Genomic DNA, 22,269 nt, shown 5'->3' with positions numbered 1-22,269 from the left:
ATATTACATCTCTTTTTTCAATATGTATATTATACCTTTTTTTCTTAGAATGACAAGAGAATCTCACAAAGCAATCAAGATTGGTTCTCCGGGCTTTGCATTATGATTTTCAAACACCTGAAAAAGATGCTCTGCACACTGCTGTACATCCATGGCTTCTTCCGGCTGCTCCATCCATTTTAAAATTCCGGACTTGCAGAGCAAAAGATATGGCAATACCATATATTTATTGCTCCTTGTGCAATAATCGATACCCTTATTGCATAATTCCAGCGCCTCTCTATAAATTTCCATCTCATACAAAAGATTAGCTTCATTGTAAAGTATCATCGGATATACCTTTTCTTTTTCTTCATCATCTACTTTTCTTACTTCCAGATAATCAGATAACTGCATCCAGATGCGGAGTGCCTGCTTTCTTTCACCAAGCCGCTGTTTCTGTACCGCCATACTGTTGATAATGTTGATTTCCTCAAAGGTAAACATCCGCTTCTGCGCCAGATTTGCCAGCCCCGCCGGATGTGTCAGATGTAACGCTTCTTCCAGCTTTGCATATACAAGTTCCGGACGGACTCCTTCCTTACTGTCCAGCACCGCCTTTATATGTGAAAAGAACTGTCTGGTCAGTTTATCCTCTTGTTTATGTTCCGGTTGTCTCTGCCAGAGTTCCCTGCTGCCTTCCATATCATTATTTGCTACTGCATGCACCAGCTGTCGCATATAGGCATATAATTCCATTTCTTCCGCCGTTGCATGAATATTGCATATACTCATTGTCTTTCCAAGACGCTGCATAATAGCTTCATAATTTTTCCGCTTTGGTACCACAAATCCGTTTTCAATTTTTGATAAAGTTCCAGTTGAACAGATGCCAAAAGCAAGTTCTTCCTGTGTAATGCCAAGCTGTTTGCGGGATTCACATATATAATCCCCAAGATTGTAACAAGCCAATTCCTAACCTCCCTTTTCTCATAACCCATCGTATTGACTGTTCCAAAGAAATGTCTTATCGATATATTATAACTACTGTAGCATAAAAATAGTGGTACCGCTATTGGCGTTTTGTCAAGTCTGTTGTCAAAACGTTAACTGCGATACCGCTGTCTGTTACCAGTTATCCATAAGGAACTGCCGGTGATAGTCTTTTTCGTTATATATCTAGAATTCCGGTTCAATCAGACCGTAGGTGTTACCTTTTCTCTTATATACAACGTTTACATTGTCATCCTCTGCATTTACGAATACAAAGAAATCATGTCCTAATAATTCCATCTGAACACATGCATCTTCCGGATACATTGGTTTCATATCGAATTTCTTGGTACGGATGATTTTAATTTCATCATCTGCTTCCACTTCTTTTTCAATATATTCCTTACGGAAATTGCTGTTGCTCTGCTGTTTTGTAATAATCTTATTCTTATACTTTTTAAGCTGTCTCTCAATAATCTCTTCTACAAGATCAATTGATACATACATATCATTGCTTACCTGCTCTGAACGGATAATGTGTCCAGGTACAGGAATTGTAACCTCGATTTTCTGTCTCTCCTTTTCTACACTCAAAGTTACAAATACGTCTGTGTCCGGAGTAAAGTACTTCTCCAGTTTTCCAATTTTGTCCTCAACTGCTGCCTTAAGACCGTCTGTCAATTCGATGTTTCTTCCTGAAATAGTAATACGCATGATGTCCAACCCCTTTGCCATTTATTTGATACAGACTGATATCATGGTTTTATTATACTATTTTGTACGAATATTTACAAGTTTTTTGTGCAATATTTACTGTATTTTTAGAGAATTTTTCGAATATCTTTCTGAAATCAGGAAATGTGCAGGATTTTTTAAAAGGGATTGCCTGTATTCTAAAATAAGTCTAAAATATAACTGTATTTTTTAACGCTTTCATCTGTGCTATCATTTTCTAAGGCAGATAAAAACCAGAAAGGATTTGTTTCTTATGAATACTGTTTTAATTACCGGAGCTTCCCGGGGCATCGGTGCTGCTATCGCAGAAGTATTTGCCCGCCACGGTTATCAGCTCATTTTAAATTGCTGTCATTCCGAAACTGCTCTTAAGGCTTTGTCTGATGAACTTTCGGACAAATATCATGTCACGGTTCTTCCGGTTATCGGAGATGTCAGTGATCCGGATTTTATTGCCAATATGTTTGCCATGATTCACCAGCAGTCCCTTTCGGTTGATGTTCTGATCAACAATGCCGGAATCTCCCACATCGGTCTGCTGCAGGATATGACTTATGAACAATGGCAGCACGTTATAAACACCAATCTTTCTTCTGTTTTTTCCTGCTGCAAATATGCTCTGCCAGATATGCTGCACAAAAAATCAGGTCGGATTCTTAACATTTCTTCTGTCTGGGGAAATGTAGGTGCCTCCTGTGAGGTTGCTTATTCCGCCAGCAAGGGAGCTGTTAATTCCTTTACAAAGGCACTTGCCAAAGAGGTTGCACCCAGTGGAATCTCTGTCAATGCCATTGCCTGCGGCACCATTGATACTTCCATGAACGCCTGTTTTTCTGCCGAAGAGCGTGCTGACTTAGAATCCGAAATTCCCTGCGGCAGATATGGTACACCTGTGGAAACAGCTGAACTTGCTTATGCTATCGTATCACAAAGTCCATATCTCACCGGTCAGATTATTACCTTAGATGGTGGCTGGTGTTAATTTATATATGTGAATAGTTTGTGCTCCGTTGATACAATTTATCTTTCGTTTATTTTTGCCACTGGTTTTTTAACATGTTTTAAAATAGAGGTATTATTTACGAAAGATGAGGTTTGTATATGAATATCGGTTCTAAGTTACGATATCTGATTGAAGAAGCTAACATTACCCAGCGGCAGCTTGCAGATGCACTACATATCTCTCCCTCTGCTCTGAATGGATATATCAATCAGGGGAAAGAACCTGACTATGCAACTTTAGTAAGAATAGCCGACTATTTTCATACTTCCACCGACTATCTGCTCGGTCACAGTAACATCCGCAATGCCAGTCTGACGCATCTCAACAGCTGTGAAGGTGAACTGCTAAGTATCTATCATACTCTTTCCAGCTATAACCAGCAGCTTTTCTTAGAAGAATTGAAGGCTGTTGACCGGATGGTTTCCCGGGCAACAGCCTCGCCATTAAAATAGTTAATCTTCATCAAAGTAGCCGATGTATTTTACATCATACTTTCCTTTCGGGAACATTTCATGGTACAAATCTACAAAATAGTCATCCGTCATGCTTGCGATATAATCCACCACAAGCTGGTTCGGTTCTGTCTCCATGTATTGTTCCTTCGAAAAGGTTCTGCTGAACCGGTTGTTTTCTGCCACATATGCAATGTGGTGGCGGTAGAGCCAGGAATTTTCATTCTTATCCCTTGCATCTTTCAATAACTGATAGTACATCTCTTCAAACATCGGATTCAGATTTTCCCGGATGACTTTTTCGATTTTCTCATTGTGATAGATATACTCATAATTTTCAGTCTTTGCAAGCTTCAACTGTTGAAAATATGCTTCATCCATGGAAAGATATGGTTTTCCATAGCTGTTTTCAATGATGTTAACTACCATATTATTGATGATTTCCGCATTGCTGCTGCCTATAGTATCTCCGTTAAAACCTCTGTCATCCGGCAGAAGATGCAGGCGTACAGCATCCTGTCTGTCCTTGCCAAGATATGCTATAATATCACAAATCCGCATTACACAGGCTTCCAGGGTTCCCGGCACAAGATGTTTAATTCCATCTTCCTTCTGATAACACATTTCTACTTCTGTATCCAGATCTGCAAAGGTTTTTGCCTTTTTCGGCTGATACTCCTGCTGTTCCATTTCACCATTATGACATAGGACGCCATCCAGAGTCTGCAGACTGATATTTCTCTGTCCCAGTACATCCAGCACACGCACACTGTGCACATTATGGTTAAAATATCGTCCGGTCTCTCCCCGCAAAAGTGCACTTAAAATTCTCTCACCGGCATGTCCGAATGGTGCATGTCCGATGTCATGTCCCAGGGAAATTGCTTCTATTAAATCCTGATTGAGATTTAATACATTTCCAATATTCCTTGCAATCCTTGAAACGAGCTGCACATGCTGCGCCCGTCTTGAAATATCATCATTTCTGTAAAGGGAAAATACCTGCGTCTTGTCTCCATAACGGTTATAATAAGGCAGATGCATGATTTTCTCAATGTCCCGGACAAAGGGAGGCCTCCAGAGATTCGCCCTGTCATGATTCATCTCCCGGCGCAAAACCTGTTCTTCGGAAAAAGCATATGGATTTGCCCTATGCTCTTTTCTGTCTTCTATGATTCTCTGCTGTAATTTTTCTGAAAGATTATGATATGCTCCCATTTTTTGCTCCCTGCTCATATAATAAATATCTTTACTGCTGAAGCTGATGCGTCAGTTCAATTAAATTTTCAGTCTCTGCCATCAGATGTTCTACGCTCTTCTGGTTCTTCTCGCAGGTTGTCAGTGTATTATTTGTATGTGCTGCTACTTCTTCTGAAATAGCGGAAATTGTCTGGATACTATCCATGATACCTGCATTGGCACTTTCTAATTCTTTCACAATACCGGACAATGCATCCGACTGGCTCTGTACACGGTCCGAATTATCCTCTATCGTACGGAAGCTTCCGGCAGTTTCATTGACTGTTACATTCTGATGTTCAACCTGTGAAATCATGCTTTCGATGATGGTCACTACTTTTTCCAGTTCTTCCGATACATTTCTTATCAGTTCTTCAATACTGACCGTTGCTTCCTGTGTCTGGGTTGCCAGACCGGAAATCTCAGACGCTACTACAGCAAAACCTCTTCCTGCTTCACCGGCACGGGCTGCTTCAATTGATGCATTTAATGAAAGCAGACTGGTTTCTGAAGTAATATTATTGATAATCTCAATGATGGAATACATTTTATCCATATACTCTTTTAAAGAAGTAAGTTCTGCTGCCACCTGACTGTTCGTCTGCTCAGTCACACTCACCTGTGATACCAGCTGTTCAATATTTTTCTTACCCGCATTCAACGCCTCTGCTGTAACTGCCATGCTCTCAGCAATGCTGCCAGAAACCTGGGTTACCTGCATTACTTTTTTCTGGATCGCTTCTGTCTGGCCTAGCTGATTCTGCACCGCTTCCGCTGTATCTGTTGTTCCGCCGGTCAACTCTTCCATGGCATTTCTGGTATCACTGACACCACTGCCAAGTAATTCTACTTCATCAGACATTCCATTAATTTTCTTTGTCATGGCATCAGATACTTCTAAAATTTTCTGAAGCATGGTATCAGACTGTCCCTTTGCCTGATTCATTTCACCCAGCCGTGATAAAAACGATTTCTGCAAAACTGCAGAACTGCAATAAGAAAATGCCGTTGTCAAAATCAGTATAATAATCTCTGTTCCATAGAAAGTAGGTCCCTCACCTTGACCTTTCATCGTATGCACTGCAATAGAAATAAAATTTACGATAGTTGCACCAATTCCAAGCTCCAATGCATATTTCGAATCTGAAAATACAGAAATCAAAATAAACATCGGTATTACATATACAAAAACCAACTGATCGCCGGCACCTATCAGTGCCACCGTATAATATACTGCAAATCCAATCCCCAAAAGATGCTTGATTGCTTTTGTCTCCTGATCTTTCCTATAGCAAATCCATTCTGCCACCACCGGTCCAAGTGCCAGCACAATAAGCACCGCCACATAAACTACATTCTTGGAAGTTTTGAAAATTTCCAAAAAATTAACCAGTGCCAATAAGATTCCCATAATTGTATGCCCTGTCATTGCAGTCTTATTTACTCTTCCTTGTTCTGTCAATTCTTTCATCCTCCCATATATAACATATATAAACTGTAATTTTTGAACTTTACCAGCAATTTTATTATACCCTTCTCTACATAAATTGAAAAGACTTTTATTTATACGCCTTACCATATGCCTTTCCATTGGACTCTTTTATTATTACGTTCATAAAAAACTTGCTCTTCATCTTTAAACTGGCGTGGTCATTTTTATCAAAATTGGATGTTTTTATAATGCCATTTCTGTTTTATGATAAACCGCAAACAAAGAGAAAGAAAAGAGGACTTTATGATGAAAAACGAAAGAATCTACAAACTTGTACTGACTGCTCTTATGGCAGCACTTTCCTATGTGGTATTCACATTCTTACAGATTAAAATTGCACTTCCTGGCGGAGATGCCACATCTCTCCACCTTGGGAACGCGGTATGTGTATTAGGTGCATTATTATTAGGCGGTGTTTATGGTGGAATTGGCGGTGCCATCGGTATGACAATCGGCGACCTTTTAGACCCGATTTACATTGTATACGCACCAAAGACTTTTATCTTAAAATTCTGCATCGGTCTGATTACCGGTCTGGTTGCACACAAAATCGGTAAAATTTCCACTTCCAAAGATAGCAAGCACGTTTTCAAATGGGTTGTTATCGCAAGTATCTGCGGACTGTTATTCAACGTTGTTTTTGACCCACTGTTCGGCTACTTCTACAAACTGGTTATCTTAGGAAAACCGGCAGCAGAAGTTACACTTTCTATTAACATTGCAGCAACCAGCATTAATGCAGTATTATCCGTTATCGTAGCAACTGCTGTATACATGGCACTGCGTCCGGTACTGGCAAAATCTAATATGCTGCCACGTCTTGGAAAGGAAAGCGCATGCGCATGAAATTAAATACTTTACCACCAAAACTTCTGATTATCAATGATATATCCGGTGTGGGACGCTGCTCCATGAGCGTGTCTCTCCCGGTGGTAAGTGCATGTAAGGTACAGGGAATCCCTGTGCCTACTTCTGTTTTCAGCAATCATACCGGTTTCCCTACCCACTTGAAAATTGATTTAACCGGACAGCTTAAGGATTATTTTGCTGCACTGAATATTCTTTCCATGAACTGGGACGGCATCTACTGTGGCTACCTTGGTGCCAAGGAACAGCTCCATGCCATTTCCCATTACTATGATTCTCTCACCGAAAAACCTCTTTTTATTATAGACCCGGTAATGGGTGACCACGGCAGAGCCTATCAGCATATTACACCGGAATTCTGCAATCACATGAAAGACTTTGTATCCCGGGGTGATATTATCACACCAAATCTGACGGAAGCCTGCCTTTTAACAGATACGCCTTATCCGAAGCATGACTGCACCGATTCGGAGCTTTCTGCCATTTCCAAAAAGCTTCATGCACTGGGTGTGAAAAAATGTATTATTACCGGCTGTCCAAAAGGCGACACTTTCCTTAACTATATTTCCGATAGCAGTGGAAATGTGGATACTGTTTCCACGAAAAAAGCCGGTCCGGGGTATCCCGGAACCGGCGACATCTTCGTCAGTATTGTATCTGCACTTACCTTACGGGGCTTCTCCTTACAAGAATGTACCACACAGGCAGCTCATTTTATTGCTTCCTGTATTTCCTATTCGCAGTCGCTTTCGGATGATACTTTGCAGGGTGTTATTTTTGAACCGCTTCTTTCTGACTTAGTGATACTTTAATCTCAAGAAAGAGAGTCTAAGTAACTGCCTATCAGATTTGCCATCTGGACATATTCTGCGGATGTTCCACCTGCTGTATAGTTGGCACAACTGTCCACATACTGGTCAGCCGCAGCATTTGCTCCGATGTAAATGCTTTTATCAGCAACTTTTCCTGCAACGGAATTTTCTCCCTGGAACAGGTCTTTTAATTCCTTCTTATCTGCATTTTTCAGAGTTTCCTCATCTATTACAAGTTTTCCATTACTGTCTACGGTAATGCCGACCTTCTGTAACGCTTCACTCTGACCGGAAATAATGCTTTTTAATTCCTTGCTGTAATTTGCAGATTTGTCTGTATCAAGGTCTGACAGGCTTTCTAAGAGACTGTTATAATCTCCGGTAAAACGCTCTATCAGTGAAATCAAATCGGAATAATCTCCGCTTTCTTCTGCCTTGGCAAAAATGGAATCCTCTCCTGTTTCACTTAATACTGCTGCACTTGCTTTGAGTGAGGATGCAGACTTCTTGACACTGTCATATTCTTCACTCTTTTTCCCGGTTGTTTTGCTGCTCTTCTCTGTCTCACTGCTCTTTTTTAACAAGTCCACCACTTTTGTATCATTGTCTGTGTCCGTATTCAGCGAACTCATCAAAAGGCTGTTATTTCCTGTTACACGAATCATATTTCTCCTCCTAATTTTAAGACAAAATTGCCTCCATCCATCTTATACCTGATATATCGTTCTTTTTTCCGAAAAACTTAACCTTTAAGCTAATCCTTTCTTGCCGCTTTTAACATGGCAATCTCTCTGGCATATCCTTCTAAATCATTCGGTGTTTCAAGGTAAAATGGCAGTTTTTTCAATGCCGGATGGTTGATTATCCGCACAATGGCATCCATGGTCAGATTGCCTGCACCCAGACATTCATGACGGTCTTTATGGCTGCCCAGTACATTTTTCGAATCGTTCAAATGAATGGCACACAGCTTATCCAGTCCGATAATGCGGTCAAATTCTTCTAATACTTCCTCTAAATGTCCGCTGATATCATAGCCACCATCAAAAACATGGCAGGTATCCAGACAGACTCCCATTTTCTCAGGATATTTTACCCGGCTTAAAATCTCCTGCAGTTCTTCAAAGTTTCTTCCTACTTCTGTTCCTTTTCCAGCCATGGTCTCAAGCAGCACTGTTGTTTTCTGCTCCTGCCACATGATTTCATTTAAGACTCCTGCAATCTTTTCAATTCCGACTTCCGCTCCCTGCTGCACATGACTGCCAGGATGAAAATTATATTTGCAGTCCGGTATCTCCTCTAAACGCCGCAAATCATCCGCCATGGTTTCTCTGGCAAACTCCTGTACCCGCTCATCTTTGCCGCAGGCATTTATTGTATAGGGTGCATGGGCAAGAATCTGCCCGATGCCATGCTCCGCAGCATACTGCTGATATGCAGCTATATCTTTCACATCTAAATCCTTCGCTTTGCCGCCTCTCGGATTTCTGGTAAAAAACTGAAATGTATTGGCTCCGATTTCCTCTGCCTGCTTTGCCATGGCAAGGAAGCCTTTTGATGATGATAAATGACAACCGATTCGAAACATATTTTTCTCCTTTTTCCTTTTCCTGCATTCAATCAATTTTGGATTATAAAACTATTGTTATTTCATCCGTGTCAGCCTGTCCATTGAAGCCAGATGCGATACAACGTCTGCAAGTGCCACTAAGAATTTTGTTCTGCTTATTGACTTTTCCGGCAACCGGTGCATATTCTCATCCATGCTCAGATGCACCTCGCTGGTACATCCCTGTACCAGCGTTGCCAGATTTTCTCCAAAATTCCAAGTGCCACTAACAGACTTTTGTTATGCATCTTCCTTTAACAGACCGGCTGGCACAGGTTCCAAAAATTATAATCCCTATAATGACTCTAAAAATTCTAATTATCTCGTGGTTCGGTGATTGGGAAATGGGGAAACTGTCTTTCCGTTGCTTTGACCAAAAGCACTGCATCGTCCGTCGGAGACGGATACCAGATGATGCTTGAAAGGGGCGCTAAGAATTTCGGCATGATTATATATATTGTCCGGCAACCGGTGCATATTCGCATCCATGCTCAAATGCACCTCGCTGGCACGTCCCTGTGCCAGCGTTGCCTATTACCAGACGAAATTCCAAGTGCCCCTAGCAAGCATCATAAGGTATCCGCGTTCCGGCGAACAATACAGTGTTTTTTGTCAAACATTGGAAAGACTGTTCTTATCGTCAAAAGAAAAACTTGTGTCTTAGAACTACGGCATTTTAAAGTAAATCAAATTCTCTTTCTATTCCAATGATTTATCGATGTCTTTTCCCCTCTCCCAATCACCGGACACTTGTTATTTCATTATAACCGTTATAAAATAAAAAAGTAACCCCAAACCAGTAATCCCGCTCTCGCAATTTAATAGGACACATACAAAAAGGTACATTTTATGAAAATTGGAATTTTATCAGATACACATGGTGTATTAAAGGATACATTTTTAGACGAGCTGCAAAGCTGTGATTATCTTCTGCACGCAGGAGATATTGGAAGTCTCAAATGTTATGAAACTTTAAAAGAACTGCATGTTCCGCTTTATATTATCAAGGGGAACTGCGACAAAGGCGAATGGACGAAATATCTGCCGGAGACTCTGGCGGCTCCCATTGGTGGGAAGATTTTCTATCTCATCCATAAGAAAAGCGATTTGCCTTATCCACAACCGGAAGCAGATTTTATTATTACCGGGCATACCCACCATTATGAAGTAAGCAAAAGGGGAACCACTACTTTCATCAATCCGGGCAGTGCCGGTCGAAGCCGCAGTGGTTCCTCCTGTACTATCGCTATTCTGACTTTGGATGGGGACGATGTTTCTATTTCACCCATTTATACCGAATAGCAATTTATATCGTGTGATAATTTTTATTGCATATCAATTGATATTACATCATGATTCTATGTCATTTGACTCTTTCGGTTATTTTCCAGCACCAGTTGAAAATATCTCTGAAACAGCAGTCTGGTATTCTATCAGGCTGTTTGCTTTCTTTATCTTCTTCAACGGTTTTTCAATTCCGGTAAACTGTGTGCCAAGATAAAACCACAATTCTTTCATTTTAAAGAGGACATTTTTCTCCCCGGACATTTCTTCCTGATAGCCGGCAACCAGCTTATTGTGAAATGTATAAAGCCGCTTTAATTCAGCAGCCCTGTCTATTGTGCTACCGGAGCGGATTTTCTCTATGAGTGCCGGGTCTCTTATAACACCACGCCCTAACATAATGGCATCTATCGTTGGAAAACGTTCTGTAAACCGCTCATAATCTTCCACTGTAAAAATATCTCCATTGTAAACCAGCGGATTCCTGCTGTACTCCAGTGCATACTCTACCATCGTCCAATCCGGCTTATTTTTATAATAATCTTCTCTGACACGGGGATGTAAAATCAGCTCCTTTATCGGGAAACGATTGTATATTTTTAAAATGCCTTCAAATTCATCCGGATATTCCATGCCAAGTCTTGTCTTAATGGAAATCTCTGCATCCGTCTTTTCAAACATTTCATCCAGGAAATGAAGCAAGGCTCTTTCATCATCTAAAAGTCCGGCACCTCTTCCCTTCGATACTACCGTTCCGGAAGGGCATCCGGCGTTGATATTAATTTCCTGATAGCCAAATGCTTTCAGCTCTTCTGCAATTGCTGCCACATCTTCTCCACTCTTTGACAGCACCTGTGGCACGGTATACATTCCGGTATTATGTTCCGGGATTAAATCATTTCTTTCTCTGGCATTGAAGCTTCGCTTCGTATGTGGAGCTAAAAATGGTGTAAAATATTTGTCGGCATCTTCATAGCATGCATGGTAAGCCTGCCGGTATACATATCCTGTAATTCCCTCTAAGGGAGCTAAATATAGTTTCATTGGTACATCCTGTTTTTTATTTTATTTTTCAATTCTGTTTTCAAATTCTGCTTTTTATCTTACTCTTCGATTTCAAGCATGCTTGTACAATGTGGACAGCGTGTTGCTTCCAGTGGAATAAACCAGTTACTGAAATCCAGTCTTCCAACTACAAGACTAAGAATCGGCATAATTACATTGTCTACCAGCGAGCTTACCAGTTAATTAAAAGCACCACCGATAATCTCACCGACTGCAAGGTCTAACATATTTCCTCTTACTGCAAACTTCTTAAACTCTTTCCACATCTTCATTCTCCTTTGTTCCTGGCACACTATTTAGCAGTTCTTCCTTCTGCTTTTCCATTGGTCATATAATGGATATAGTAGCTCTTCAAATCATTTCCAAAGGCTGCCTTTATATCACCATTGTTACTAATATAATAATTATAATCAAAAACCATACTATAGTCTACTCCGTTATGTAAACTTCTGATTTTTGATATCCTCTTTTGCCATCGTTATAAAAGTTTCCATCTCATGCATTGCTCTTCCTCCTTTCACTTGCTAGACGGATGAAAAATGGATGAGGTTTTAAAATTTCCAAAAAAATTTTATTTTTTCAAATTTGTTGACCAAATGGCTGAAACTTGGATTTTGTCATTGAAATAAGACTATAAGAGTGCTAAACTTTTGAATTGCGTGTTTAGTGGGGGAAGGTGAAGTTTTCGCTGTATTCTGGAATATCTGTGCAGATATCCTGACAAAACAGAAATTTCATCTTCCACTATAAACAAAGGAACAAATGAGGAGATTTTATTATGAACGAACTACGACCAAAGCTCTTTGATGTGATGAAGGGCTACACGAAGGAGCAGCTGATGAAGGATATCATTTCCGGTATCATTGTTGCCATCATCGCTCTGCCACTATCGATTGCCCTTGCGATTGCATCCGGTGTTGGTCCAGAACAAGGGCTTTATACTGCAATTATCGCAGGATTTTTTATTTCATTCTTTGGTGGAAGCCGTGTACAGATTGGCGGTCCGACTGCCGCTTTCGTTGTTATCATCTATGGCATCGTTGCAGAGTATGGAACCGACGGTCTGATTGTTGCTACCATTCTTGCCGGTATTATCTTAGTGATTATGGGAATCTGCCGTTTTGGCTCCCTGATTAAATACATTCCCTATACCATTACCACCGGATTTACCTGTGGAATCGCAGTTACTTTATTTGTAGGACAGTTAAAGGATTTCTTCGGTATGGATATTGCCTCTGTTCCTTCTGAATTCTTAGATAAAGTAATTGTATATGCCAAAAATATCCGCTCCATCAACCTGACTGCAACCCTGATTGGCATTGCGGCTGTTGCAATTATGCTGCTCTGGCCGAAGGTTACCGATAAGATTCCGGGGTCTCTGATTGCGATTATCGTAACAACAGCAGTAGTTTATTTTGCCAAGCTTCCGGTCAATACCATCAGAAGTGTTTACGGGGAATTAAATTCTGCATTTCCAGGTTTTCATGTTCCATCCCTTTCCATGAAGCTGGTACAGGAAATGTTGTCCCCGGCATTTACCATTGCAATCTTAGCTGGAATTGAGTCCTTACTGTCTGCTGTTGTTTCCGATGGTATGATTGGCGATACCCATAAATCCAATGCCGAGTTAGTGGGACAGGGGCTTGGAAATATTTTCTCCGGTCTCTTCGGCGGAATTCCTGCCACCGGAGCCATTGCCAGAACTGCTGCCAATGTCCGAAACGGTGGACGTACTCCGATTGCCGGAATCACCCACTGTATCACTTTAACCATTATTCTTCTGGTGTTGATGCCGCTGGCTGCACTGATTCCTATGACAACACTGGCTGCTGTACTTTTAGTAGTTGCCGCTAACATGGCAGACTGGTCCTCTTTCTTCCGCCTTTGTAAGATGGCACCTAAGAGTGACATCATCGTTCTGGTTGCAACCTTTTTCTTAACGGTATTTTTCGACCTTGTGGTTGCCATCGAAATCGGTGTTGTATTAGCAGCTCTGCTCTTTATGAAACGTATGGCAGAAACAGCTGATATCAAAGCATGGAAATACACAGATTCTCCTGACATTACACCGGGTGAAGCGGAAAAACTGCGTGACATCCCGCATTCCATCAGTGTTTTTGAAATCTGCGGTCCGATGTTTTTCGCCGCAGCAGACCAGATTCTTAATATCAACAGTAACCATCATACGAAGGTTGTTGTCATCCGTATGCGTAGCGTTCCTGCCATTGATGCCAGCGCAATGCGTTCTCTCCATGAGCTTGCCAACCGTGCAAAACGCAAAAATATCACGCTGGTATTCTCCCATGTCAATGAGCAGCCAATGCGCGTGATGGAAAAAGATGGTTTTATTGGATTAGTTGGAAAAGAAAATTTCCATCACAATATTGTGGATGCACTGGATTATGCAGAAGCACTGGTAAAATAAAAAAGTGCACCACAAATGCTGTTTTTATATTCAGCATTGTGGTGCACTTTTCTTATACCTCTCCTGCCTATACTTTTCCTTTTCTGAAACTTCTTAGCATAGCAAGAAAGGATTTCTCTTTTATAATTGCAATCCCCTGTTCTTCATCCCCCAGCACGATAAGCTTATCTCCGGTCTCTATCTGAAATAACTTCCGTGCTTTGGCGGGAATCACTATCTGCCCCTTATCGCCGACCTTTACCATCCCAAATACATGTTTTCCTTTCGGAGGCACCCCAAGTCCCATGCCATCCTCATTTTTATAATTTACCAAATCATCTAATGTCACTCCGAAAATATCTGCCAGAGCTTTGCATTTTTCAATGTCCGGAAGGGACTCTCCCGTCTCATATTTCGATACGGTCTGGCGGCTGACCATCAGACGGTCTGCCAGTTCCTCCTGAGACATATTGTTGATTTTGCGAAGTGAAATCAGATTATCTTTAAACATTCTTTTTCTCCTTTTTGACTCCCAGCACGCACCAGCGTACAATCGGAATTCTTACTATAATTTCATAGCAAAGCAATCCGCCTGCATATGCTGCCGCCAGTCCAATGAGATAGAAACTCCATCCAGGAAGTGCGGTATGCTGTGTCAGTTCATAAGCCGTTGCTGACAATGCCAGATAGTGAAATACATAGAGTCCGAAACTCTTTTTATTGCAGAATGCAGTAAATGCATTACTCTTATCACCCCAGCGTTTCATGCATCCGATGATTGCAAGGCACATCAGCCATGCATAAGCAATTGCCAGTGGACATTTTACCACCGGTGCCTCTGCATAATTCTCTCCATAATATATATAAGTATAAGCAATTCCCAATGCAACTGCAATGGCAGAAAGCGGAATACAATATTTCTTTAACCGGTCAGTCACTGCCTCTTCTGAAAATACATAATAGCCCAGCAGAAATGCACAGCCATAAATACCGAAACGATAAACGCAGATAACCGGTGTATTTAAAATCTGTGCGGCTCCCCATACTACAATGCCCAGCAATAAAAGTACTACCATATTCGCCTTTGCTCCGATTTTAACCAGTCTGCCTTTTTCGATTTTGCGAAGAAGTACTAACACCAGTGATACGACCCAGAGTACCTGCAATGTCCAAAGCACGCCGACTCCGGAAACTACCATAATCGGATACAGGACAAATCCCGGCACGGAATCCGGAATATTAGAAAATGCTCCACTGATTGCCATATTAAAATAGCCCTGCAGCCAGCCGATTATGAATAAACCGATTGTGGATGGTACGAGAAGTTTTCTGGTTCTTGCCCGGATAAATTCCTTATCCGAATGATGCTCCAAATAGTATTTTGCCGACATTCCACTTATGATAAATAATATTACCATAAACCACGGATATAGCAGATATTGTATTACATCCTGTCCATGCACCGAAGTAACCGGGCCAATTACGCCTGCGGTTATAATATGATTAAACATATAAATCACATGGTACAATACCACCAGTAAAACCGTTCCAATACGAATGTTGTCTATGTAGTGTTTTCTCATGAAATCTACCACCTTTGCTATTATTTTTAACATAATTATAGCAAAAGAAAAGTGTTCACTCTACCAACTGCATTTAACAGATTTTCACTTTTTCTGTTAAAATTCATGGCAAAATGCACACTTTTATTTCTAATCATGCAAGTGCAATCGCATATGTTTCCTGCAATTACACACTTTTTTCTCTTTTATAATAATCCCTGAATCAAAATAAACAGAATCAGTATCGGAAGGATAAACTGGAAATATGGCTTTAATCTTCTTGCAATCTTTATGCCTTTTCCGGCATTTGCTTCCTCTAAGTAATTATCAAATCCCCAGCCCCACTTCGTCACACAGAACAGCAGGTAAACAAGAGAACCGATTGGCAGCAGCAGGTTACTTACGATAAAGTCCTCGCTGTCCAGCACATCCCTTCCGCCAATCAGGTGGAGATTGCTCCACACATTGTATCCTAAGACACATGGCAGACTGGCAAGAAGGATAATAATTCCATTTACCAGTGCCGCTTTGTTGCGGTTCCAGCCAAACATATCCATGCAGAAGGACATGATATTTTCAAATACGGCAATTACCGTAGAAAAGCTTGCAAATGTCATGAACAGGAAGAACAGTGCGCCCCAGATTCTGCCGCCAGCCATATTTACAAAGACATTTGGCAGTGTCACAAAGATAAGGCTTGGTCCTACACCTACTTCCACGCCATAGCTGAAGCATGCCGGAAAAATAATCAATCCTGCCATAATTGCCACAAAGGTGTCCAGTGCACAGATACGTGCTCCTTCCCCTGCCAGCGTATGGTCTTTTCCCATGTAGCTTCCGAAAATCTCCATTGCTGCCACGCCAAGGCTCAAAGTAAAGAATGCCTGATTCATGGCAGAGGTTATTACATTTTTCAAACCGACTTCCCGGACACTGTCCATATTTGGCACCAGATAGAACTTCAATCCCTCGCCTGCTCCGGAAAGTGTCAGGCTATGTACTGCAAGGACAATAATCAGTATCAGCAGTGCACTCATCATAACTTTACTGATTTTTTCCAATCCGTTCTGCAAGCCGCGGCTGCATACAAAGAATCCAACCACAACAGTCAGTATCATCCAGAATGCCATCTGTTTGGGATCTGCTAAAAGATTGCTGAACACAGCTCCAGTCTGCTCGACATCCATTCTTGGGGTAAATTCACCTTTTACAAACTTATAGAAATAAGTTACCATCCAGCCGGAAACCGTTGTATAATACATCATCAGCATATAACAGCCGAAAATTGCCACCCAGCCATGAATATGCCATTTACTCTTTGGCTTCTCCAATGCCTTATATCCTAAAACTGCACTTTTTCTGCTGGCTCTTCCGACTGCTAATTCCATTGTCAGTACCGGAAGCCCCATGGCAATCAGGAATATCAGATAGAACAGTACAAAGATTCCTCCGCCATTCTGTCCTGCCACATACGGAAATCTCCACACATTTCCAATTCCGATTGCGCATCCTGCGCTTACCAGTATAAATCCCATACGGGACTTAAATGATTCACGACCCATAACTATAAATTTCTCCTTTTGTAGTTTTCTCCCTAGTATAACATGGAATCACCGGTTTTGATAACTACTTCTTTTTTACTATTTCTCTTCTTCAAAAAAAATAATTCCCGCTGCTGGATTTTGATTACTGTCTCTTTCGGTCTTTTTCTCTTTCTCATACTCCGACAGTGCCTTCAATGCCTGTCCCCCCATAAGATACAGCATTCCGATATTAAATATCGTCATCAGTCCGATTCCCACATCGCCTAAATCCCATACGAAGGTATAAGTTGCAATTCCGCCGATAAAAAGCATAATCAGCGCAACGATTTTATAGAGGGTCTGCCAGATCCATTTATCTCCAAATAAATATGCCACATTGCTTCTGGCATAAAACAATATTCCAAGAAATGTGGAAAAGCTGAACAGAAATAAGGTCAGTGCAATAAAGATAACTCCAAATCTGCCCAGATGATACTGCATGGTGGACTGCAGCAAATCCATACCAGCTTTTCCTTCAATTATCTTTTCCGGTGCAATAAGCATAATCATAGCGGTACAACTGCAAATGATAATCGTATCGATAAATACGCCCAATGCCTGTGTCAGTCCCGCACGTACCGGATTATCGCATTCCGCTGCTGCCGCTGCACAAGGTGCTGAACCGGAACCTGCTTCATTAGAAAACAGTCCTCTCTTAACTCCATTCATAAGCACTGCTCCAAATCCACCGGATACTACCTGCCGGATACCAAATGCCTCTTCAAAAATCCTGCCAAATACGCCCGGAATACTGCGGAAATTTACGATAATAATAAATAATGTAATAAAGAAATAACACACTGCCATAATCGGTACTATCATATCCAGTACTTTTACCGTTGCATTTTTCCGCAATACAATCACTGCCGCAACTGCCACCAGCACAATTGTTGTATACAAGGGTGGAATATGAAATGCATTTTCAAAAGAAGATGCCACTGAATTACTGATTACCTGGCTGATTCCACACCAGCAAATCAGACCGGATACGGCAAATAACACTGCCACCAGCACATGTTTTTTCTTCTTTCCTGACTTTTCTTCAAAAAAATGATGGATATAATATGCCGGACCACCGCGGTAACCGCCATACAGCGGATCTTTTTCCTTATGCAGCTGTGCCAGAGTTGCTTCAATAAACGCTGTAGCAGAACCGATCAGCGCTGTAATCCACATCCAGAATACCGCTCCGGCTCCACCTGCCGACACTGCTGCAACTACACCTACCAGATTTCCCATTCCCACACGGGTTGCCGTGGACACAATCAGCGTCTGAAAAGTTGACAGACTGTCTTTATGCTCCTTCTTTGCCACCAGTGCACGCACCATATCCGGGAACAGTCTTATCTGTAAAAACTTTGTCCGAATCGTAAAATAAATTCCTGTTGGAATTAACAAAATAATCAGCAGTGAAATGCCCAGACTGCCTCCCCCCGGAAGCGGAATTTTAATCCAGTCTCCCCATAAAAATGAATACACTTTTTCAATAATTGAAACTACCATTATAAAATACCTTTCTCTCTTCGTAATAACCCTATTGTGGTATTTTAACATTTAATTTCACATTTGGCTATCGTAATGTGACAACTCTTTTTCTATCCAGGTCATAATCACATCCACCAGATAAGCCTGCTGCACCTGACTCAGTTCTTTCCCCGGCTGTATCTTATGCCACTTTCGAATGCACTCCCGGCAGCAGGTTGTCGTTGCATGCTGGGCAATAAAAACAGGATGCCCCCGCATGGGCGTCTGCTTTCCATCGTTTGGAATTACTGCCGGTGCCTCCCTTTTGGCAATAAAATCCCTGGCATGCTCCCGGATTACATCCAGTCCTTTTTCCTTTATATATGCAATATCTTTTTGTTTTAAATGAAAGCTGCTTCTGAATTTAGAGGCTGATAAATGTTCAAAAAGCTGCCGGTACCATTCTTCTTTGGTCATATGGTGGGTCCTCTTTTCTAAACTATAGTTACATTTTACAACCAGACTGTTTTCGTTGCAATCTTCTCCCGAAACCGCACATCATGGTCTACCACCAACATAGTTGGCTGATATTTAAGAATCAGATTTTCAAGCTGCATTCTTGAAAAAACATCAATATAATTCAGCGGTTCATCCCAGATATACAAATGCGCCGGTTTCAAAAGGCTGGCTGCAATCACTACCTTTTTCTTCTGTCCTTCGGAATATTCTTCCAGCTTTTTGACAAATTGTTCCCGTCCGATATCAAGCTGCCGCAAAATACTGCAAAGCAGACTTTCCTCTAACTGGTGCTCCATGCAAAAAGAGTGCACGGTTCCTCTAAGATGCGAAGTGTCCTGATTGATATAAGAAATCTCTATTCCGGACGCAATTCTTAAATCTCCCTGTTCCAAAAAATTTTCTTTTTCTCCTAAAATTGCTTTTATCAGGCTGGTCTTTCCGCTTCCATTTTTTCCACTGATAAATAAACGGTCTCCGTTTCTGATTTCAAAGGTCTGGTTTTCAAACAGCATTTTATCGGCATCTTGATACCGCAAACCATACTGATATGCCGACACCAGTACTTCTTTATGATGTGTCAGGGGATTCAGTTTCAAATCAATGGGCTGTTCTAAATCCACCAGCAATCCCTCTTTTTCCGCAATCTCAGTCTGTATCCGCTGCTCCATCTGCTTTACTCTTGCCTGCATTTTCTTGGTTTTCGAACCGATATATGCCCGGGTGCTGATGCTCCGGTCATTTTCCTTTATGGGGTCAAAACCGATTTTGCTGTTCTCGCTCCTTTCCGACCAGTTGCGCACTCTCTTTGCTGCTTCGTTGAGCTTACTTATTTCCTTTTTATGCTTTTCATTTTCCGCTACTGCAAAATTGTCTTTCTTCTCTTTATTTTCCCACCAGGAGGAAAAGTTGCCCGCCTGCACCTCAATGGTACTGCGATTCAGCACCAGCACATGGTCTACGCAGGCATCCAGTAAATCCCTGTCATGGGAAACAAGGATAAAGCCCTTTTTCGATGCAAGATACTGTTTTACCATTTCCCGGCTCCCATCATCCAGATGATTGGTGGGTTCGTCTATCAGCAGGAAATCATTTCCTTGCGAAAACAAGACTGCCAACATAACTTTGGTCTGCTCTCCAAAGCTTAGTGTTTTCCATGGCCGATACATGATTTCTGCATCTGCCTGCAGCTTCGAAAGCTCCGCATAAACTCTCCACAATTCAAGATTTGCCTTGAATTCTTCTACAAATTCCGCCGCCGGAAATTCCCATTTTTCCTCTGAAATATCATATGGGAAATAATCAAAAACGGCATTCGAAGTAATAGAACCGGTATATTCATATTTTCCCATCAGTAAATTTAAAAACGTGGATTTTCCTTTTCCATTTCTTCCGATAAATCCAAGTTTCCAGTCCGTATCAATAGAGAAAGAAACATTTTCGAAAATATTATCAAAGCTTCCCTCATATGCAAATGTTAAATGATTTACTCTAATCTGTGACATATAGCCTCCTATCTGTCACCAAATAGTGGTTACGTTCTGTCACCAGCAGTTTCTTATAATATGCTAATTAAGTGCAACAAAAAAAGAGTGGTCATGAGAACATAATCCACTTTTGGCAACACGAAATAGCGGTACGATTACCGCAGTTAAAATCTTCATGCTCTCAAAAGTCAATTATTTTCTCATTGGACACTCTCCCTTCAAAATTAAATCTAGGGTTAGTATACGGCAGGGCGGGGTGATTGTCAATGCAAACTCTTAATGCTATTATAAACTAAACATGGTATGCTAATAATTTATATTTATTTAAAATATTTACAAGCATTACATATTCCTTATTTATCAAATCTCCCTCTCCCTTATCATTATCTTTCGGTTCTTTTTCTTTATTATATACTAAATATGCCTTATTCCCATTAATATATACTTGTTGCTCCCAGCAATTGTAATTATCATAATTAGTTAAATCCAACTTACTAATTTCGACAATATCTTTTTCAACAACTTTTTTCTTTTTTCTGTCTTTTTCCCCATCTTTAATCTTAATAAGTTCTTTTAATACCATATTTTGCATTTTTATAATTTTTTCATTTTCAGGAGAAAACACTAATTTATTTGACAATTTTTCTATTTTTTGTTGCAACAATTTACTTTCATATTCATAAAGCATATATTTATAAGAACCCGTTTGACCTCTTTCAGCATAGCGAAAAAAGAGAACATCCCCGAACAACATTACTGCCATTGCTATTATGCCCAATATTACTAAAATGTTTTTTTCAGCGCTTACCTGGCTATAAACAAATGACGCAATCACGGATATTATCAATGAGGCAGCACATGTTACTGCATATTCAAAAAATGTACTTTTTACTTTAAAAAAATCGTAACGCTCATATAATCTTTCAATCTCCTCATTTTTTACTAATTTATCAACTTCCCCTCCTTCTTTATAATACAAATTGATAATTTGAAGTTGCTTTCTATAATACCCTTTTTCCTCTTTCCAATACAACCTATATTTATCAATCATTTTAAATAACGGATCATTACACTCCCTTATATTGTGTGAAGCCATTTTTATACCAATACAGGAAAAAATAACAAAATACACTACCACCATTAGCATAGCAATAAGCAGCATTATCAGTACAACTGCCACCAAACTTTTACAAATCTTTTCTGGTACATATTCGCCTCTTTTCATAACAAGAATTCCAACTGCTATATCTACTATTGAAATTAAAATAAATATCCGCTTATAGTTCTTTTCCCATTCTTTCATAACTTTTTCCTCTCAATTCTGTATTTTTGCATGTATTGCTATTAACAATATTAGTGCTGTCATAATATTCTCTTAAAAACGTATATCATTTCATCCTTCTTTATATTGAATAATAATATCACTTATATGCTCTTCAAGATACTCCAATGCCTTCATTTGTATAACATCCTCATTGGATGGCTTATTATAAAAATTTTCCTCATATAGTTTCTTTTTTCTACTTGTTATTAGCATTAACGTATTATAACGAATATCATCTAACGTTTTTCCCACTTGTTCTGAATATGCATCCAAACGTCCTAAATTGTAAACCTCTTGCAATTTTTCCTCTAAAACTTCTCTTGTTATTTCTGCACCTTGATTTAATATCCATTCCACAATCTCTGCGTTTTTATTCTTCATAAACCAATCTCCTTCATT

At 40.4% G+C, this 22,269-nt stretch carries 23 protein-coding genes; 6 read left to right on the top strand and 17 right to left on the bottom strand.

Annotation, left to right across the window (positions count from 1 at the left end):
* Positions 1-63 precede the first annotated feature (63 nt).
* Both DXB43_RS01105 and hpf read right to left on the bottom strand, forming a co-directional pair.
* A complete protein-coding gene (locus DXB43_RS01105) occupies positions 64-951 on the bottom strand; it encodes a helix-turn-helix domain-containing protein (protein ID WP_117946203.1) in 888 nt (295 codons plus the stop codon).
* Between the two features lie 207 nt (positions 952-1,158).
* On the bottom strand, positions 1,159-1,686 hold the full coding sequence (gene hpf / locus DXB43_RS01100; protein ID WP_117698857.1) for a ribosome hibernation-promoting factor, HPF/YfiA family: 528 nt from the start codon (positions 1,684-1,686) through the stop codon (positions 1,159-1,161).
* 274 nt (positions 1,687-1,960) lie between these two features.
* Between hpf and ymfI the strand changes: the two genes are divergently transcribed.
* The gene (ymfI, locus tag DXB43_RS01095) at positions 1,961-2,689 is read left to right on the top strand and encodes an elongation factor P 5-aminopentanone reductase (RefSeq protein ID WP_117946201.1); all 729 of its coding nucleotides are present in this window, start codon (positions 1,961-1,963) and stop codon (positions 2,687-2,689) included.
* Positions 2,690-2,808: 119 nt separating this feature from the next.
* Positions 2,809-3,162 (top strand): helix-turn-helix domain-containing protein, encoded by a 354-nt coding sequence (locus DXB43_RS01090; RefSeq protein ID WP_022244205.1) that lies wholly within the window; start codon positions 2,809-2,811, stop codon positions 3,160-3,162.
* On the opposite strand, the gene DXB43_RS01085 is transcribed toward DXB43_RS01090, so the two are convergent.
* Entirely contained in the window at positions 3,163-4,380 is a 1,218-nt protein-coding gene (locus tag DXB43_RS01085; RefSeq protein WP_022244206.1) for a deoxyguanosinetriphosphate triphosphohydrolase family protein, read from the bottom strand.
* Positions 4,381-4,411: 31 nt separating this feature from the next.
* On the bottom strand, positions 4,412-5,863 hold the full coding sequence (locus tag DXB43_RS01080) for a methyl-accepting chemotaxis protein (RefSeq protein ID WP_022244207.1): 1,452 nt from the start codon (positions 5,861-5,863) through the stop codon (positions 4,412-4,414).
* A gap of 276 nt (positions 5,864-6,139) precedes the next feature.
* On the opposite strand from DXB43_RS01080, the gene DXB43_RS01075 reads away from it, so the two are divergent.
* On the top strand, positions 6,140-6,739 hold the full coding sequence (locus DXB43_RS01075; protein WP_117946552.1) for an ECF transporter S component: 600 nt from the start codon (positions 6,140-6,142) through the stop codon (positions 6,737-6,739).
* Positions 6,736-7,572: a pyridoxamine kinase gene (locus tag DXB43_RS01070; protein WP_158567171.1), complete on the top strand. Its 837-nt coding sequence runs from the start codon at positions 6,736-6,738 to the stop codon at positions 7,570-7,572. The genes DXB43_RS01075 and DXB43_RS01070 overlap by 4 nt, the downstream gene beginning before the upstream one ends.
* Positions 7,573-7,574: 2 nt before the next feature.
* Here DXB43_RS01070 and DXB43_RS01065 read toward each other — a convergent pair whose 3' ends face one another.
* Together DXB43_RS01065 and DXB43_RS01060 are read right to left on the bottom strand one after the other, a co-directional pair.
* Complete coding sequence (locus DXB43_RS01065) at positions 7,575-8,237, bottom strand: hypothetical protein (RefSeq protein WP_117946195.1); 663 nt, start codon at positions 8,235-8,237, stop codon at positions 7,575-7,577.
* 89 nt (positions 8,238-8,326) lie between these two features.
* Positions 8,327-9,160: a deoxyribonuclease IV gene (locus DXB43_RS01060; RefSeq protein ID WP_117946193.1), complete on the bottom strand. Its 834-nt coding sequence runs from the start codon at positions 9,158-9,160 to the stop codon at positions 8,327-8,329.
* Between the two features lie 870 nt (positions 9,161-10,030).
* Between DXB43_RS01060 and DXB43_RS01050 the strand changes: the two genes are divergently transcribed.
* A complete protein-coding gene (locus tag DXB43_RS01050) occupies positions 10,031-10,483 on the top strand; it encodes a metallophosphoesterase family protein (protein WP_117699060.1) in 453 nt (150 codons plus the stop codon).
* A 78-nt stretch (positions 10,484-10,561) separates the two neighbouring features.
* On the opposite strand, the gene DXB43_RS01045 is transcribed toward DXB43_RS01050, so the two are convergent.
* The 3 genes from DXB43_RS01045 to DXB43_RS15605 form a co-directional block, all read right to left on the bottom strand.
* Entirely contained in the window at positions 10,562-11,509 is a 948-nt protein-coding gene (locus DXB43_RS01045) for a tRNA dihydrouridine synthase (RefSeq protein WP_117946189.1), read from the bottom strand.
* A gap of 200 nt (positions 11,510-11,709) precedes the next feature.
* Positions 11,710-11,802 carry an MscL family protein gene (locus DXB43_RS15675; RefSeq protein ID WP_330408422.1) on the bottom strand — a complete coding sequence of 31 codons (93 nt, stop codon included), beginning with the start codon at positions 11,800-11,802 and terminating at the stop codon, positions 11,710-11,712.
* Positions 11,803-11,822: 20 nt separating this feature from the next.
* Positions 11,823-11,951, bottom strand: coding sequence for a hypothetical protein (locus DXB43_RS15605; protein WP_256385793.1), 129 nt, complete (start codon positions 11,949-11,951; stop codon positions 11,823-11,825).
* Positions 11,952-12,308: 357 nt separating this feature from the next.
* Between DXB43_RS15605 and DXB43_RS01035 the strand changes: the two genes are divergently transcribed.
* Positions 12,309-13,955: a SulP family inorganic anion transporter gene (locus DXB43_RS01035; RefSeq protein WP_117946187.1), complete on the top strand. Its 1,647-nt coding sequence runs from the start codon at positions 12,309-12,311 to the stop codon at positions 13,953-13,955.
* Positions 13,956-14,022: 67 nt separating this feature from the next.
* Here the strand turns inward: DXB43_RS01035 and DXB43_RS01030 are convergent, their stop codons facing one another.
* From DXB43_RS01030 to DXB43_RS00995, 8 genes are all read right to left on the bottom strand, one after another.
* Positions 14,023-14,445: a helix-turn-helix domain-containing protein gene (locus DXB43_RS01030; RefSeq protein WP_117946185.1), complete on the bottom strand. Its 423-nt coding sequence runs from the start codon at positions 14,443-14,445 to the stop codon at positions 14,023-14,025.
* On the bottom strand, positions 14,438-15,517 hold the full coding sequence (locus tag DXB43_RS01025; protein WP_117946183.1) for an acyltransferase family protein: 1,080 nt from the start codon (positions 15,515-15,517) through the stop codon (positions 14,438-14,440). The genes DXB43_RS01030 and DXB43_RS01025 overlap by 8 nt, the downstream gene beginning before the upstream one ends.
* A 185-nt stretch (positions 15,518-15,702) precedes the next feature.
* Positions 15,703-17,058 (bottom strand): sodium-dependent transporter, encoded by a 1,356-nt coding sequence (locus DXB43_RS01020; RefSeq protein ID WP_117946181.1) that lies wholly within the window; start codon positions 17,056-17,058, stop codon positions 15,703-15,705.
* A 78-nt stretch (positions 17,059-17,136) separates the two neighbouring features.
* A complete protein-coding gene (locus DXB43_RS01015) occupies positions 17,137-18,582 on the bottom strand; it encodes an alanine/glycine:cation symporter family protein (protein ID WP_117946179.1) in 1,446 nt (481 codons plus the stop codon).
* Positions 18,583-18,639: 57 nt separating this feature from the next.
* On the bottom strand, positions 18,640-19,020 hold the full coding sequence (locus tag DXB43_RS01010; RefSeq protein ID WP_117946177.1) for a DUF4186 domain-containing protein: 381 nt from the start codon (positions 19,018-19,020) through the stop codon (positions 18,640-18,642).
* A 35-nt stretch (positions 19,021-19,055) separates the two neighbouring features.
* Positions 19,056-20,564, bottom strand: coding sequence for a ribosomal protection-like ABC-F family protein (abc-f, locus tag DXB43_RS01005; RefSeq protein WP_117841348.1), 1,509 nt, complete (start codon positions 20,562-20,564; stop codon positions 19,056-19,058).
* 274 nt (positions 20,565-20,838) lie between these two features.
* A complete protein-coding gene (locus tag DXB43_RS01000; protein WP_117946175.1) occupies positions 20,839-21,849 on the bottom strand; it encodes a hypothetical protein in 1,011 nt (336 codons plus the stop codon).
* Between the two features lie 90 nt (positions 21,850-21,939).
* Positions 21,940-22,251 carry a hypothetical protein gene (locus tag DXB43_RS00995; protein WP_117946173.1) on the bottom strand — a complete coding sequence of 104 codons (312 nt, stop codon included), beginning with the start codon at positions 22,249-22,251 and terminating at the stop codon, positions 21,940-21,942.
* Positions 22,252-22,269 lie beyond the last annotated feature (18 nt).

The organism is Roseburia sp. OM04-10BH (genome assembly GCF_003462605.1).
Lineage (GTDB): Bacteria > Bacillota > Clostridia > Lachnospirales > Lachnospiraceae > Roseburia_C > Roseburia_C amylophila.
This window is presented reverse-complemented; position numbering and strand designations above follow the sequence as displayed.

Bases quoted from the DNA above. Each gene is read 5' to 3' on its own strand.
- hpf (WP_117698857.1), bottom strand. From the start codon at position 1,686: ATGCGTATTACTATTTCAGGAAGAAACATCGAATTGACAGACGGTCTT.
- ymfI (WP_117946201.1), top strand. From the start codon at position 1,961: ATGAATACTGTTTTAATTACCGGAGCTTCCCGGGGCATCGGTGCTGCT.
- DXB43_RS01090 (WP_022244205.1), top strand. From the start codon at position 2,809: ATGAATATCGGTTCTAAGTTACGATATCTGATTGAAGAAGCTAACATT.
- DXB43_RS01085 (WP_022244206.1), bottom strand. From the start codon at position 4,380: ATGGGAGCATATCATAATCTTTCAGAAAAATTACAGCAGAGAATCATA.
- DXB43_RS01075 (WP_117946552.1), top strand. From the start codon at position 6,140: ATGAAAAACGAAAGAATCTACAAACTTGTACTGACTGCTCTTATGGCA.
- DXB43_RS01070 (WP_158567171.1), top strand. From the start codon at position 6,736: ATGAAATTAAATACTTTACCACCAAAACTTCTGATTATCAATGATATA.
- DXB43_RS01065 (WP_117946195.1), bottom strand. From the start codon at position 8,237: ATGATTCGTGTAACAGGAAATAACAGCCTTTTGATGAGTTCGCTGAAT.
- DXB43_RS01060 (WP_117946193.1), bottom strand. From the start codon at position 9,160: ATGTTTCGAATCGGTTGTCATTTATCATCATCAAAAGGCTTCCTTGCC.
- DXB43_RS01050 (WP_117699060.1), top strand. From the start codon at position 10,031: ATGAAAATTGGAATTTTATCAGATACACATGGTGTATTAAAGGATACA.
- DXB43_RS01045 (WP_117946189.1), bottom strand. From the start codon at position 11,509: ATGAAACTATATTTAGCTCCCTTAGAGGGAATTACAGGATATGTATAC.
- DXB43_RS15675 (WP_330408422.1), bottom strand. From the start codon at position 11,802: ATGAAGATGTGGAAAGAGTTTAAGAAGTTTGCAGTAAGAGGAAATATG.
- DXB43_RS15605 (WP_256385793.1), bottom strand. From the start codon at position 11,951: ATGGTTTTTGATTATAATTATTATATTAGTAACAATGGTGATATAAAG.
- DXB43_RS01035 (WP_117946187.1), top strand. From the start codon at position 12,309: ATGAACGAACTACGACCAAAGCTCTTTGATGTGATGAAGGGCTACACG.
- DXB43_RS01030 (WP_117946185.1), bottom strand. From the start codon at position 14,445: ATGTTTAAAGATAATCTGATTTCACTTCGCAAAATCAACAATATGTCT.
- DXB43_RS01025 (WP_117946183.1), bottom strand. From the start codon at position 15,517: ATGAGAAAACACTACATAGACAACATTCGTATTGGAACGGTTTTACTG.
- DXB43_RS01020 (WP_117946181.1), bottom strand. From the start codon at position 17,058: ATGGGTCGTGAATCATTTAAGTCCCGTATGGGATTTATACTGGTAAGC.
- DXB43_RS01015 (WP_117946179.1), bottom strand. From the start codon at position 18,582: ATGGTAGTTTCAATTATTGAAAAAGTGTATTCATTTTTATGGGGAGAC.
- DXB43_RS01010 (WP_117946177.1), bottom strand. From the start codon at position 19,020: ATGACCAAAGAAGAATGGTACCGGCAGCTTTTTGAACATTTATCAGCC.
- abc-f (WP_117841348.1), bottom strand. From the start codon at position 20,564: ATGTCACAGATTAGAGTAAATCATTTAACATTTGCATATGAGGGAAGC.
- DXB43_RS01000 (WP_117946175.1), bottom strand. From the start codon at position 21,849: ATGAAAGAATGGGAAAAGAACTATAAGCGGATATTTATTTTAATTTCA.
- DXB43_RS00995 (WP_117946173.1), bottom strand. From the start codon at position 22,251: ATGAAGAATAAAAACGCAGAGATTGTGGAATGGATATTAAATCAAGGT.